The sequence below is a fragment of the Coprococcus intestinihominis genome, from assembly GCF_040096555.1.
Taxonomy (GTDB): domain Bacteria; phylum Bacillota; class Clostridia; order Lachnospirales; family Lachnospiraceae; genus Coprococcus_A; species Coprococcus_A intestinihominis.
In genome coordinates this window covers 1-13,127 of record NZ_JBBMEK010000074.1, presented here as the reverse complement: position 1 = coordinate 13,127, position 13,127 = coordinate 1, and the positions used below count along the sequence as shown (strand labels likewise).

Genomic DNA, 13,127 nt, shown 5'->3' with positions numbered 1-13,127 from the left:
CAGCAACCTCACGCTTCATAGCTATCAATGTCACAAGCTTCTCTAGTATATACCATAAAATATAGGAATGCAAGTGTTTTTTGAAAAAAATCAAACTTTTTATGTATTTGTTCAAATACACGTAACTGTTCAGAACTAACCTCCAAATGCATTCCGAATCACACGCTTTTTCTGTTTCTTCTATATAATACTATCTATCCGCATCCAACTGCCTCCCAAAAGCACCTATCGTCCGCATCCTTGCACCCCTATCAAATACTTCATCTGATTGATATTCAATTCAATTGTATTTATATATTGTAAAAATACGCTGCATTATTTATACTATAATAAGCAAGGATTGCGCATACACACGTATAGCACCCTGCTTTTATTGGATATAGCGTCTGTAACCGCGGACCTATTGATTTTATATATTATGGAGGATATTATGTGGACTGCTGATAATTGGAAAGATTATGAAGTCATCGATACCTGCGGCGGTGAAAAGCTTGAACGCTGGGGACAGTACATTCTTGTACGCCCTGACCCGCAGGTCATCTGGAATACACCAAAAACGGATAAACACTGGAAGAAGATGAACGGTCATTACCACCGCAGTAATAAAGGTGGCGGCGAATGGGAGTTTTTTGACCTGCCGGAGCAATGGACGATTCAGTACCACCATCTCGGCCTTTCTTTTAATTTAAAGCCATTCAGCTTCAAACACACCGGTCTGTTCCCAGAACAGGCTGCCAACTGGGACTGGTTCTCTTCTATCATTAAGAAGGCCAACCGCCCTGTGAAAATTCTGAACCTTTTTGCCTACACAGGCGGTGCTACATGTGCGGCTGCCAAAGCCGGCGCCCATGTAACCCATGTAGACGCTTCCAAAGGCATGGTGGGCTGGGCCAAGGAAAATGCCAAACTCTCCGGACTGCCTGAGACAAGTGTCCGCTGGATTGTTGATGACTGCCAGAAGTTTGTAGAACGCGAGATCCGACGCGGCAATCACTATGATGCCATCATCATGGACCCACCATCCTACGGCCGCGGCCCTAAGGGCGAAATCTGGAAGATTGAGACATCCATTTACCCATTCATCCAATTATGTGAGAAACTGCTCAGCGACAATCCGCTGTTCTTCCTTGTGAACTCCTACACAACCGGACTTCAGCCGGCCGTTCTGACTTACATGCTCTCAACCGCTGTCAAGGCCAATCACGGCGGCCATGTCATCGCCGATGAAGTTGGGCTTCCGGTATCCGGCAATGGACTGGTACTGCCATGCGGTGCTTCAGGACGCTGGGAACACTAAAAACTGCATAACAAGTCTTTTATGAATTGAGATTTGTTATTCTTATGAAAAAATTTGTAAAATGTAAAAGTAATTTCCCGATTATAAGCCTTAATTCCGGGCAACTGACGTTAGTAGTATTACACTCATAAAAACAAGAAAAACGCTGCATATATAAAACAGACCCGACCGATGTTTCATATATGCAGCGTTTTTACTTTTTTTACAGATTACAGCCGTAATCAACTACCAGGGCCTGACCTGTCACAGCTTTTGACAGATCACTTGCGAAATAAAGGATCGCATTGGCCTGGTCCACTGCCTCTGCCTTTGGTACACTTCTACAGATATGCTCATTGCATGTCTTCATGAATTCCTGATCAAATGTTGCAATTTCATCTGATGAAAGCAGTGGTGTGATTGTAGGGCCCGGACATACAGCATTACATCTGATACCTTTGCCTGCAAACTGAATAGCCACATTCTTTGTCATAGCCACAACGGCTGCTTTTGCTGCACTGTAAGCAATACCTGCGTTTGCAAATACACCGCCGATGGAAGAAATATTGACGATAGAGCCTTCACCCCGTTTTTCCATATAAACAAGGGCTGCTCTTGACATGTAGAATACAGAATCCTGATTGACTGCAATAATCTGTCTCCACCAGTCATCACTGCATCTTGTAATAGACATCTGTTTGTCACCGATACCTGCATTGTTGACAAGCACATCGATGCGACCGTATTTCTTTACTGTTTCCTCTGCAATTCTGTCGCAATCTTCTCTAACACTGACATCACCACTGACTGTATAAGCTTCACCGCCTGCTGCGATAATACGATTTGCCACATCTTCCAGCTTTTCTTTTCTGCGGGCAGCAAGAACAACCTTCGCACCTTCTGCTGCTAATACTTCTGCTGTTTTCTCACCAATACCTGAGCTGGCACCTGTTACAATAATGACTTTACCTTCTACTAAACCCATATTAAAAATCCTCCGTTTTTCATAAACTTGTTTTTCTAATAGGAAGTTTACCATCCGGTCAGGCCACTGTAAAATACCCATTCATTCATGTCGTATATAACGAAAAATGCATGCTAAAATTTCCACAATTAAATACGTATGCCAGATTTGCCTATAAATTCGAAACAGCATTCAAGTCTGCTTCGCAGGCCAAAAAAGTCCCTGCATTACTGCAGAGACTCCATGCCCTCTTTAAACAAATTGGCAAACAATCGCATCTCATCAAAGGAATGATTCTCCGGCCATGCCACACAGATGGGCATTTTCTGATCCAATTTCAAACAGGACAGATTCCTGTCAAATGCGCCCCTTGACCAGATATCTGAGATGGCAAAGCCTTTATCCAGACTCACATCCAACAGGATTGAATCAATATTGTGGTATTCTTTTGTCTCAGGGATAATGCCTTTATCCTGCAGAAAGCCCAGCTGATACGCCTTCGGAATAGAAGTATCCTCCTGCTCAAGAAGCAGCAGTTTCTCCTTCCTGAAATCTTTCACCGTATATTCCTGTCCGTTTTCCGGCGGGCAATGCTTTCTGGAATACAGCAGCACATTCTGAAGGGGCGGCAGATCAAGAAAGGCCATATGTTCCAGCGGCACAATCAGGCCCTTCGGGCAGATACATCCGTCAATCTGATGATTGCGAAGCTGGGACAGCAGCAAACGGTAACTATAAGCCGAAAAAGTCATTTTCAATTTTTCACCGCGCGCTGACAACAACGCTTCCATTTTCTCGATCAATGGGAGAACATCCCACCCTTCCGGCACTCCGATATGAACGCTCTTTTCAAGCTGCAGAGACTCTCTCTTCGCCTCCATGGAAAGCTCCGCCAGACGTTTCTCCATCTCGACAAATAAAGCATAATATTTCTTCCCGATCGGTGATAAAACAGCTCCTGTTCTTGAACGACAAAAAAGTTCCGCCCCAAACTCATCTTCCAGCCGCGCGATCTGACGGCTTAAAGACGGCTGTGACGTATACAGCACCTGGGCAGCCTTTGTAAAACTTCCCTGTCTGACAACCTCAAGAAAATACGCTATCTGCTGTGAATTCATATGAGTTTGTCCAGTGTATCCGCCGTGCAGCTCGGTTCAAAATCGGCTGTATCGCTGCAGATTCTTCCGCCGAGGGCAGCCATAATGTTGTGAAGTACTTCACGAACCGCCTCAATATCACCGGTATCATAACTGATCTGATACTTTGTCTTAATACCCCGCTCCTCAAACCACTGCTGGTCTGCCGGATCTATAAAACACTCCTCTGCATTCTGGAAAATCAGAGAATCAAAATTCATCTCCACTTCCATCAGATTCAGTTCAGGCCAGATATCTGCCTTTTCAAACCATTTTTCGCCTACCGCTGACTGCAGTTTTCTGGCGTCCATCTCCTCATCAAAGAAATAATAGTACTCCACAATTTTGTGCACCGGCTTCTTCGTCATCACAGCCGTAATATCCTTCAACGGCTTTTTACCTGATGATTTCTTCACTGACGCCGGCTTCTTAAAACCAGATTTCTTGCCATTCTTACCAGTTGATTTCTTCTTGATCGGATTGCCGTTATTGTCAACATTCGTCACCTTTCCTGTAAAATTTTTCATATCATGCCTCTTTTCATCTTTTCATTATACCTATTAGTCAGTTTTTATACTACCAGATTTCCACACTCTATCTCCGGCAACTCCGCTTTCAGCGTCCGCATAACACCGCGCAATACATAAGCCGTCAGCCCCCAGATAATCCAATCTTTATAATAATAAAAATAGACTTTCTTATGTCCATCCCGCCAGTGATAATTCCGGCCTCCCGGTATCTGCTCATACGGAAAGTTATCCGGAGGCAGCAATCTAACAGTATTCACATACGCTGCTGGTTCTGTTTCCATAAAAAACTTTAACGGAACTGTAAAAATCTCTGCTACCTCATCTGCATTATAAGTCATATCATAATCTCTCAGCTCACACAAATAGACAGAAACTTTATTGTCATAGGCTGTATACAGTGTATCCATCTGCGTGATCATATGAATCTGTTCTCTGGATATCTCCAATTCTTCCATCGTCTCACGGATGGCATTATCTTCTGATGATTCATTTCCATCCCTCGCCCCGCCCGGCAGACAGATCTCTCCCGGCTGTCGTTTCAAACCGCCTGCACGTTTTTCAAAGACAATATGCAGTCCGTCTTCCTGTTTTAGCAGAGCCACCATCACTGCAAACTTACGATATTCATCTTCATCAATGGACTTCGGTATTCTGCCCTTTAATGTCTCAAACATCTCTCTACCATCCTTCTACTCAAACCGAATGCCTCTGCTATTAATATTCAATACCTTTGCGCGCTTTGACTCCCTGATCAAAAGGATGCTTGATTTTCTTCATTTCAGTCAGATAATCCGCCCACTCACACAATTGTTCTGATGGATTGCGTCCCGTCAGAACAACCTCCATATCATCCGGAAACTGTTCCAGCATCTCCCTCAATTCATCCTCATTCACAAGTCCTGCATTGCATGCACCAATCACTTCGTCCATCACAAGCATAGAGAAATTTCCCTGTAAAACCATTCGGGTAATATCCCATATATAACGTTCATAAATATCTTTTGCTTCTTCCTTCTCTTCATCCGTCATCTGCCAGGTGAAACCAAACTCTGCCGGACAAAGCCAGATCTGCATATTCTCCATATCTTCCATGGCTTCTATTTCACCGGATTTCGCCGGTTTAAGAAATTGTGTAAAAAGCACTCTTCTGCCGCTTCCTGCACACCGTACCGCCAGCCCTACCGCTGCTGTTGTCTTGCCTTTACCATCCCCGGTATAAATATGATGCATGCCTATGCCCCCTCGTAAATTATCACATTATGTAACTGTTCAGAGCTAACCTCCAAAATGCTACGCATTTTATACCTGTTTTTTGAAATTTTACTTGTCTCTGAACAGTTACCATATTATTTTTTTCTGTATGATCAGTTGATTTTCTTATGATTTATTTTAGCCATGCGCTACATTTCCTGCCACAAAATCACATGCGATCTGTCTCCTTTTTCACGCATCGCTTTCAGATCGATCAGACGCTGATTCCTGCTGCCCCTGTATAAAAGTTCCAAATCACGTTCAACAATCAGAAATGGGCCATCCACCAGAACATCCACTACATTGAGTAATGCGGTCACATCCGGCTCTGTCTCTGCTCTTTTCAAAAGCTGCTCATACGTATAACCACTGTAACACATTAGATGCATGCCTGCCTTCTTTATCTGCTGACCAAGAATCGCCAGCGGCCCCGGCTGGCAGAAAGGCTCTCCGCCTGAAAAAGTTACCCCGTACAACAGTGGATTCTCCTTGATCTCTGACATGAGTTGACCAAGGGTTACACGCTTGTTCTCTTCAAAACTGTGTGTCTGCGGATTGTGGCATTCCGGACATCCATGCGGACATCCCTGCACAAATATAGTATACCGCAGGCCCGGCCCATCCACAATAGAATCATCTACAATTCCGCTGATATTGAGTGTTTCGGCTTCCCAGTTGTCCATTTTTCTTCTCCTGTTTCTATGTTGACGATAATTTTGAAACCTCCATAGTTCTCGCTACAGTTTTTTATGTCTCAAAATTATCTGTCTTTCTATACAATCTCTGATACCAGAAAAATCGGCCGCTACCGGGCAGCCGATTTTTCTTTTGTGTAGGTTATATTTTAGCCAAGTATATGTCTAGCACTATCACTTAACTAATAGTTTATATGTTCCTTAGTTCAGGCCATGTTTTACGCGGTCGTGTTCTTCTGCACGTTTTGCGTCGTTGAATCGGTCTGTTGTACCTACAAGGTAACCTGTGATTCGACGGATTCTTTCAAATTTCACACCTTCACCTACTACTGCACTATTTGCTGCTGCATCCGCATTCCTGAGTTCTTCTCCAGTCATGTTCAATTCCTCCTGCCATAATTTCTTCATCCGTGTACACCGGTACATTCGGATATTTCTTTCTGAGTTCCTTAAGGAAAGCCAGGCTGACCGGTTCTCCTTCTTTACGTCCGCATCGCGGACAGATATCATCTATAACGCCTGTGTATCCGCACACCGGATCACGGTCTACCGGATGGTTCACGGAACCATAACCGATGCCCTGCTCCTTCATGTATCGGATCACAGATTCAAATGCCTTCAGGTTCTTACATGTGTCACCGTCCAACTCAACATAGCTGATATGTCCCGCATTGGTCAGTGCATGATAAGGTGCCTCCAGCTGAATTTTCTTATAAGCCTTAATCGGATAATAAACAGGCACATGGAATGAGTTAGTATAGTACTCTCTGTCTGTTACGCCCGGAATCTTGCCGTATTTCTTCTGATCAATTCGGACAAAACGACCGCTTAAACCTTCTGCCGGTGTTGCCAGCAATGTAAAGTTCAGGCCTGTCTTCCGGGATTCTTCATCCATACGATTGCGCATATGACCGATGATCTCAAGTCCCAGCTTCTGGGATGCTTCTGATTCACCATGATGCTTGCCTGTCAGTGCCTTCAATGTCTCTGCCAGACCAATGAATCCGACGCTCAATGTACCATGCTTCAGAACCTCTGCTACACTGTCATCCATATCCAGATGTTCTGAATCAATCCAGATACCCTGTCCCATCAGGAACGGATAGTTTCTGACAACCTTGGAGCACTGAATCTTGAAACGGTGCATCAGCTGACGGATAACAAGATCTATCATATCATCCAATGACTTGAAAAACTTGTCAATGTCGCCATGGGCTTCGATACCCAGACGTGGCAGGTTAATGGATGTGAAGCTTAAATTGCCTCTGCCGCAGGTTACTTCCTTGGTCGGATCGTAGACATTGCCCATAACCCTTGTACGGCAACCCATGTAAGCAACTTCTGTATTATAATCACCCGGACGATAATACTGAAGATTAAACGGCGCATCAATAAAACTGAAGTTTGGGAACAGACGCTGCGCAGAAGTCTTTAAAGCCAACTGGAACAGGTCATAGTTCGGATCACCCGGATTGAAATTCACACCTTCCTTAACCTTAAAAATCTGAACCGGGAAGATTGGGGTCTCTCCGCCGCCAAGGCCATCCTCTGTAGCTGTCAACAGATTCCTGATCACCATTCTGGCTTCCTCGGATGTATCTGTGCCATAATTAACAGAGCTGAACGGCACCTGGGCACCGGCACGGGAATTCATAGTATTCAGATTATGGATCAGGGCCTCCATTGCCTGATGGGTTTGCTTCTCTGTCGTCTTCAACGCTTCAGCAACAGCAAAATCATGTGCCTTCTTCAAATCTTCCTCTGAAATTCCCTCAGGTTTCAGTGCCAGCAAAGCTTTGCCGTAGGCATCCATATTGGCAATGCGCAGTTCCTCTGTAATCTCGGATTTCGCACGGGCAATGATAGCAGCTGCCTGTCCATCATCAATACCTGCCTCCAGCCGCATGCTGGCTGCCAGCCATGTATAATATTCCTTGGCATACGTCTTCTTCACGCCGTCTGCCATCGCATAATCAAAGTTCGGAATGCTCTGTCCGCCATGCATCTCGTTCTGATTGGCCTGGATCGTGATACATGCCAGTGCTGCATAGCTGATAATGGACTGAGGCTCTCTCAGATGCCCATGGCCGGTTGAAAAGCCATTCTTAAACAGCTTGATCAGGTCAATCTGACAGCAAGTCTCTGTCAGCATATAGAAATCCTTGTCATGGATATGGATATCACCGTTGATATGGGCTGCTGCGATATCCTTCGGCAAAACATAATTATCAACGAAATACTTCGCACCTTCTGAACCGTATTTCAACATTGTACCCATGGCCGTATCACCATCAATATTTGCGTTTTCTCGCTTGATATCTTCATCCATGGCACTGGAATAGGTCAGCTTGGAATAAATATCCATCAGATCAGATTCCGTCTGACGGATCTTCGTGTGCTCAGCACGATAGAGAATGTATGCCTTGGCAGTCTTCGCATAATCAAAACGGATCAACGTCTCCTCCACAACATCCTGTACATGCTCAACTGTGACAACTTCATCCGGATTCAGCTGACTGCACACTTTCTGTGTCAGGTAAGACAGATCAGCCGGTTCCATCACCTCATCTTCAACTGCCATATTGGCTCTGCTGATAGCATTCAGAATCTTCACTGAATCAAACGCCACCATCTGGCCATTTCTTTTTTGTATCTTCTCTATCATCCGTTTACGCTCCCTCTATAGTCTATTTGCTATAAGCTATAAGCCTTCAATCGCACATGTTCTGCGCTGTTTTCCGGTCCTAAGACTTTATTTTGAATTTGTTTTATGTTCGTATATATGGTGCTTACAAATCTTACACGATACAACATTTAGTATTATATTGTGATTTCAATAGAATGTCAATGCTATTGACAGTATTTTATAATTTCATACTTCATACTGTATACAGTTGCTCCTGTTCCACTTACCGATTCAGTATCTCCCATATATCCGACGGCTGATCTGCAATCGCTACAGGATCGTATGATGCCAGTAATTCACGCTCTCTGAATCCCCAGCTCACCAGTATACAGTCCATTCCTGCATTGCGGGCTGTCGCAGCATCCACCTCAGAATCTCCGATGTACACAGCATGTTCAACAGTGGAACCCAGACGCTCCAAGGCTGTAAAAACTGTGTCCGGCGCAGGTTTCTTCCTGATCCCGGCAGCCTCATTCTCACCAATAGATACCGGAAGCAGCTCTCCGAAATAACATCTGCTGAGCTGACATACGGCGTCATGAAACTTGTTGGACACAATGGCCATCTTGAAGTGTTCTGCCTGCAGCTGCTTCAAAAGTTCAGGTATTCCGTCATAGGCACGTGTTTTCACCTCTGAATGTGCGGCATAGTAGGCTTTAAACCACTCATAGATTGCCTGAAAATCCTTTGCTTCCTTTCCTTCCGGCACTGCCCGGTCCATCAGATTCAGCACGCCGTTGCCGACAAACTGACGTACTTCATCCAATGTCCGCTCCGGTCTTCCAAAATGCTTCAGCGCTGCATTGACACCATCTGCCAGATCCTCCAGTGTATTTAACAGTGTTCCATCCAGGTCAAAAATAACCGTATCATATCGTCTGCTCATTTTTACCTCCGTTGTACCGAAAAATTTCCGTAATGCCTATTATACACCTTTTTATTTTCCCTGCACAGTATTTTTTGCTCAATACTTTGCCATTTACTGGTAGAACCAGTTTGTTTCTTTTATACACATTTCTTTTCAAAATGTCGTTTTTATTGGTCATCCTTTTTCCGAATCTCTTTTCTTATCTGATCCTTTGCCAATATGCCTCTTGATTTTTGAAAAAAACGCTGTATAGTAGTATCCATGATATAGATTAATACATTTTAATAGGAAGAAAGAGGCGATTTAAATGACTGACAGAAAACATATAGATCCTACAATTTATACCACACGTCCTACGGATAAGCGTCTCGAGAAAGAAAATCGCGTTTACGATCTTCTTGAAGAATTGAGCATACCTTTTCTCCGCATTGACCACGACGCTATGAACACCGTTGATGAATGCCAGGATGTTGACAAGTTTCTGGGTGTCGAGATTTGTAAGAACCTGTTCCTCTGTAATTCACAGAAGACGAAGTTCTACCTTCTGATGATGCCGGGACACAAGAAATTCGTCACACGAGATTTCTGCAAACAGATCAATTCATCCAGATTATCCTTTGCTCCGCCGGAATATATGGAAGCCTATCTTGATCTAACCCCGGGCTCTGCAAGTATTCTCGGACTGATGAATGATCACGAGCACCATGTTCAGCTTGTCATGGATCAGGAAGTTGTCGATCAGCCATTGATCGGATGCCACCCATGCATCAACACTTCCAGCCTCACATTGGCCACCAACGACGTTCTGAACAAGTTTCTGCCATATACGAACCACGACGTTCTTTACGTCAATCTCTAAGTATATTGTTTATGCACACTGCATAATTCTGATGTATATGTCAAAAGACTGCCGATATGATGAACCACCTGCATCATCATATGGACAGTCTTTTCTTTAAAGCAATCTTCATTCCCTGTGCCGCTACATCTGCTTGCGCACAATCTTGTACTCATCCCCCATCTGAAAATACGGGCAGTTATAGTAGGTATCCTGCATGAAATGGGCCATTTCATCCTCATCCAGATCCACTTCACAGGTATAGCACTCATAATCTTCATCATAGGTATAATTCATACATATATCGCAGCTTGAGATTCTTTTCTTTTCTGTTTTCTTGTTCATCATCCGTCTCCCTCAAAAATAATATTTACATTTGTGCTATTTTGGTGTAAACTAAATCTATTAATGACTATTACTTGTTTAAAAGAAGGTTTTTCCATGTGTCTATTATACCACGCATTCAGACAACGGAATATTTTTTTTCACTATATTTATTGAAGGAAGATGGATTTTATTCATCTTCCTTTTTTGTTTTATCACAGCAAAGGAGTAACACAGCATGCAAAAGAACATCTCAAAAACCCTTCACAATTTTTTGATCATTTCCCTGGGCAATCTGATTTATACTGTCGCTGTTGCCTTTTTTATTCTTCCGAATAATCTGATCACCGGCGGCACAACAGGACTGGCACTTTTCGGTCAATATATGTTCCATATACCGATCACAGCCTTTGTCTATGTCTTCAATATTGCTATGTTCCTTCTCGGCGCCTGGGTCCTGGGCAAAGCATTTGCCCTGACAACGATCCTCAGCACATTTGAGTATCCGTTTTTCTTAAGCATTCTGCAGCTGCTGGCCAACCGTGTAGGCCCTCTGACAGATGACATGATGCTTGCCACCCTTTTTGCCGGTGCAGGTATTGGTATCGGACTCGGGCTTGTTATTCAGGCCGGTGCCTCCACAGGCGGTATGGATATTCCACCCCTTGTCATTGAGAAGAAGCTCGGTTTCCCGGTTTCCGTCAGTCTGTATTTATTTGATTTCTGTATACTCATCCTGCAGATTTTCATTTCGGACAGAGAACAAGTGCTCTACGGCATCCTTCTGGTTGTTCTTTACACCGTTATCCTGGATCGCCTGCTCATCAACGGCAAACGTCAGATTCAGCTGAAGATCATCAGTCCGGAGTATCAGCAAATTAACAAAAAAATCCAGACAGATCTGGATCGCGGAACAACCCTCCTTTCTATCGAAGGCGGTTATACCGGCCGGCCAACCTATGCTGTACTGACGGTTGTCTCCCCCCGTGAACTTTTTAAACTTCAGGAGCTGATCCGTGCCACTGACCCAAACGCCTTCATTACCATCAATGAAGTCCGTGAAGTTCGCGGCCGCGGTTTCTCCCTGCAGAAGGAATATCACTAGTAAACAGGACATACTTCCAGATGCTCTAAATATACAAAAGGCATTTCCCCGATGAAGAGAAATGCCTTTTTGCTATTTGACACCGGTACGTGTGCCCGCTTTGAGTGCACCTTTATCGCATCGGTTGCCCCATGAATCAATCAGCATGTCATCTCTGTATACACAGATGATCTCGCAATTATTCGGACAGCGTCCGCAGTTGATCTCTCTTGTCTTAAATACCATATCTTCAACAGAGAAATCAAAGACTTTCTTCTTATTGCCCTTTCCTGCCAAAATCGCAATACCGAGGGCACCCATGAGATGTCCGTTCTCATCCACGATGATATCGCAGCCCAGCGCCTTCTTAAAAGCCTCCACAACACCGATATTCTTACTCACACCGCCCTGAAATACAACCGGTGAAACAATCTTCTTGCCTTTACCCACATTGTTCAGATAGTTGTTGACAACAGAACGGCAGAGACCGGCAATAATATCCTCTTTGGTATGGCCCATCTGGATCTTATGCACCAGATCCGATTCCGCAAAAACCGTACATCTTGCCGCCAACTGCGTAGGGTGTTTGGATGTCAGAGCGATCTTGCCGAAATCTTCGACTTCCACGCCCAGACGCTTTGCCTGGCTTGAAAGGAAAGAACCTGTTCCGGCTGCACACAACGTATTCATCGCATAATCCACAGCAACGCCGTTTTCCACAAGGATAATCTTGGAATCCTGTCCGCCGATTTCAAGAATCGTCCGTACATCCGGATAAAGTGTAGTTGTTCCCACTGCATGGGCCGTGATCTCATTCTTCACCATGGTTGCGCCCAGCATGGCACCTACCAGCTTTCTGGCACTGCCTGTCGTACCTGTTGCCACGATCTGATATTTCTCTTTGTCAAACTGCTTCTCCAGAAGCTCGATCAGTTTTCTCGCTGCGCCCATCGGATCGCCTTCTGTCCAGATATATTCACTGGCCAGAATCTTGTAATTTTTATCTATAATAACACCTTTGGTCGAAATCGAACCTATATCAACACCAAGATATGCCTCTTCCATTTAGACAACCTTCTTTCTCATACTTATCATGTCGTAAAATGCTTCCACACGGGTCTCAAGTCCCGTATCACTTGTCTGTGAATCGTAAGTCAGGTATAATACCGGTATCTTATAATCCGCACTGATATTCTGAAGAATCGGCATAACGTCAATCTCCGGTGTACAGCCTGCAGATTTCACATGAATGATACCATCAAAGCCATTGACCGCATAATTCTTCGCACACCAGATATTGGCTGTGGATGTCGGTCCCATCTCATACTGACAATATTCGGCAATCTGAACGCCAAGATTCTTCTGTCCCTTATAGTGCAGATTTCGATTGGTAATATTCATCCAGCGATGCACTTCCACACCCATATCCGCCAGCTTCTGTTCAAGATCCAGATTGGAGAAAGGATCCATGATGG

15 protein-coding genes are annotated in these 13,127 nt (G+C 44.3%); 3 read left to right on the top strand and 12 right to left on the bottom strand.

The genetic code is table 11. The annotated features are described in order from the left end of the window. Positions 1-430 precede the first annotated feature (430 nt). Positions 431-1,297, top strand: coding sequence for a class I SAM-dependent methyltransferase (locus WMO25_RS07635; protein ID WP_250799598.1), 867 nt, complete (start codon positions 431-433; stop codon positions 1,295-1,297). 202 nt (positions 1,298-1,499) lie between these two features. Here WMO25_RS07635 and WMO25_RS07630 read toward each other — a convergent pair whose 3' ends face one another. The 9 genes from WMO25_RS07630 to WMO25_RS07590 all read right to left on the bottom strand — a co-directional run bounded on the left by WMO25_RS07630 (position 1,500) and on the right by WMO25_RS07590 (position 9,424). Beyond that, positions 1,500-2,261, bottom strand: a complete 762-nt coding sequence (locus WMO25_RS07630) for an SDR family NAD(P)-dependent oxidoreductase (protein ID WP_015513763.1) — start codon at positions 2,259-2,261, stop codon at positions 1,500-1,502. A 206-nt stretch (positions 2,262-2,467) separates the two neighbouring features. Beyond that, positions 2,468-3,358 carry a LysR family transcriptional regulator gene (locus WMO25_RS07625; RefSeq protein ID WP_349084818.1) on the bottom strand — a complete coding sequence of 297 codons (891 nt, stop codon included), beginning with the start codon at positions 3,356-3,358 and terminating at the stop codon, positions 2,468-2,470. Then, on the bottom strand, positions 3,355-3,903 hold the full coding sequence (locus WMO25_RS07620) for a hypothetical protein (RefSeq protein WP_349084817.1): 549 nt from the start codon (positions 3,901-3,903) through the stop codon (positions 3,355-3,357). The genes WMO25_RS07625 and WMO25_RS07620 overlap by 4 nt, the downstream gene beginning before the upstream one ends. Before the next feature lie 44 nt (positions 3,904-3,947). After that, complete coding sequence (locus tag WMO25_RS07615) at positions 3,948-4,580, bottom strand: NUDIX hydrolase (RefSeq protein ID WP_349084816.1); 633 nt, start codon at positions 4,578-4,580, stop codon at positions 3,948-3,950. Between the two features lie 40 nt (positions 4,581-4,620). After that, positions 4,621-5,136, bottom strand: a complete 516-nt coding sequence (locus tag WMO25_RS07610) for a cob(I)yrinic acid a,c-diamide adenosyltransferase (protein ID WP_015513767.1) — start codon at positions 5,134-5,136, stop codon at positions 4,621-4,623. A 170-nt stretch (positions 5,137-5,306) separates the two neighbouring features. Continuing rightward, positions 5,307-5,840: an anaerobic ribonucleoside-triphosphate reductase activating protein gene (nrdG, locus tag WMO25_RS07605; RefSeq protein WP_015513768.1), complete on the bottom strand. Its 534-nt coding sequence runs from the start codon at positions 5,838-5,840 to the stop codon at positions 5,307-5,309. 213 nt (positions 5,841-6,053) lie between these two features. Beyond that, positions 6,054-6,230, bottom strand: a complete 177-nt coding sequence (nrdD, locus tag WMO25_RS07600; protein WP_015513769.1) for an anaerobic ribonucleoside-triphosphate reductase — start codon at positions 6,228-6,230, stop codon at positions 6,054-6,056. After that, positions 6,187-8,517 (bottom strand): anaerobic ribonucleoside triphosphate reductase, encoded by a 2,331-nt coding sequence (locus tag WMO25_RS07595; RefSeq protein ID WP_250799603.1) that lies wholly within the window; start codon positions 8,515-8,517, stop codon positions 6,187-6,189. The genes nrdD and WMO25_RS07595 overlap by 44 nt, the downstream gene beginning before the upstream one ends. A gap of 244 nt (positions 8,518-8,761) precedes the next feature. After that, a complete protein-coding gene (locus WMO25_RS07590; protein WP_015513771.1) occupies positions 8,762-9,424 on the bottom strand; it encodes an HAD family hydrolase in 663 nt (220 codons plus the stop codon). A 289-nt stretch (positions 9,425-9,713) separates the two neighbouring features. Between WMO25_RS07590 and WMO25_RS07585 the strand changes: the two genes are divergently transcribed. Then, on the top strand, positions 9,714-10,265 hold the full coding sequence (locus WMO25_RS07585; RefSeq protein WP_349084813.1) for a prolyl-tRNA synthetase associated domain-containing protein: 552 nt from the start codon (positions 9,714-9,716) through the stop codon (positions 10,263-10,265). Between the two features lie 123 nt (positions 10,266-10,388). Here the strand turns inward: WMO25_RS07585 and WMO25_RS07580 are convergent, their stop codons facing one another. Further along, positions 10,389-10,589 carry a DUF6472 family protein gene (locus WMO25_RS07580; RefSeq protein WP_015513773.1) on the bottom strand — a complete coding sequence of 67 codons (201 nt, stop codon included), beginning with the start codon at positions 10,587-10,589 and terminating at the stop codon, positions 10,389-10,391. Positions 10,590-10,806: 217 nt separating this feature from the next. Here WMO25_RS07580 and WMO25_RS07575 point away from each other — a divergent pair, with 217 nt between their 5' ends. Continuing rightward, a complete protein-coding gene (locus tag WMO25_RS07575; RefSeq protein WP_349084811.1) occupies positions 10,807-11,673 on the top strand; it encodes a YitT family protein in 867 nt (288 codons plus the stop codon). Positions 11,674-11,745: 72 nt separating this feature from the next. On the opposite strand, the gene WMO25_RS07570 is transcribed toward WMO25_RS07575, so the two are convergent. Both WMO25_RS07570 and WMO25_RS07565 read right to left on the bottom strand, forming a co-directional pair. Then, the gene (locus WMO25_RS07570) at positions 11,746-12,717 is read right to left on the bottom strand and encodes an acyl-CoA dehydratase activase (protein WP_015513775.1); all 972 of its coding nucleotides are present in this window, start codon (positions 12,715-12,717) and stop codon (positions 11,746-11,748) included. Beyond that, positions 12,718-13,127: 2-hydroxyacyl-CoA dehydratase (locus tag WMO25_RS07565; RefSeq protein ID WP_349084809.1), on the bottom strand; the 410-nt coding region annotated here is incomplete at its 5' end.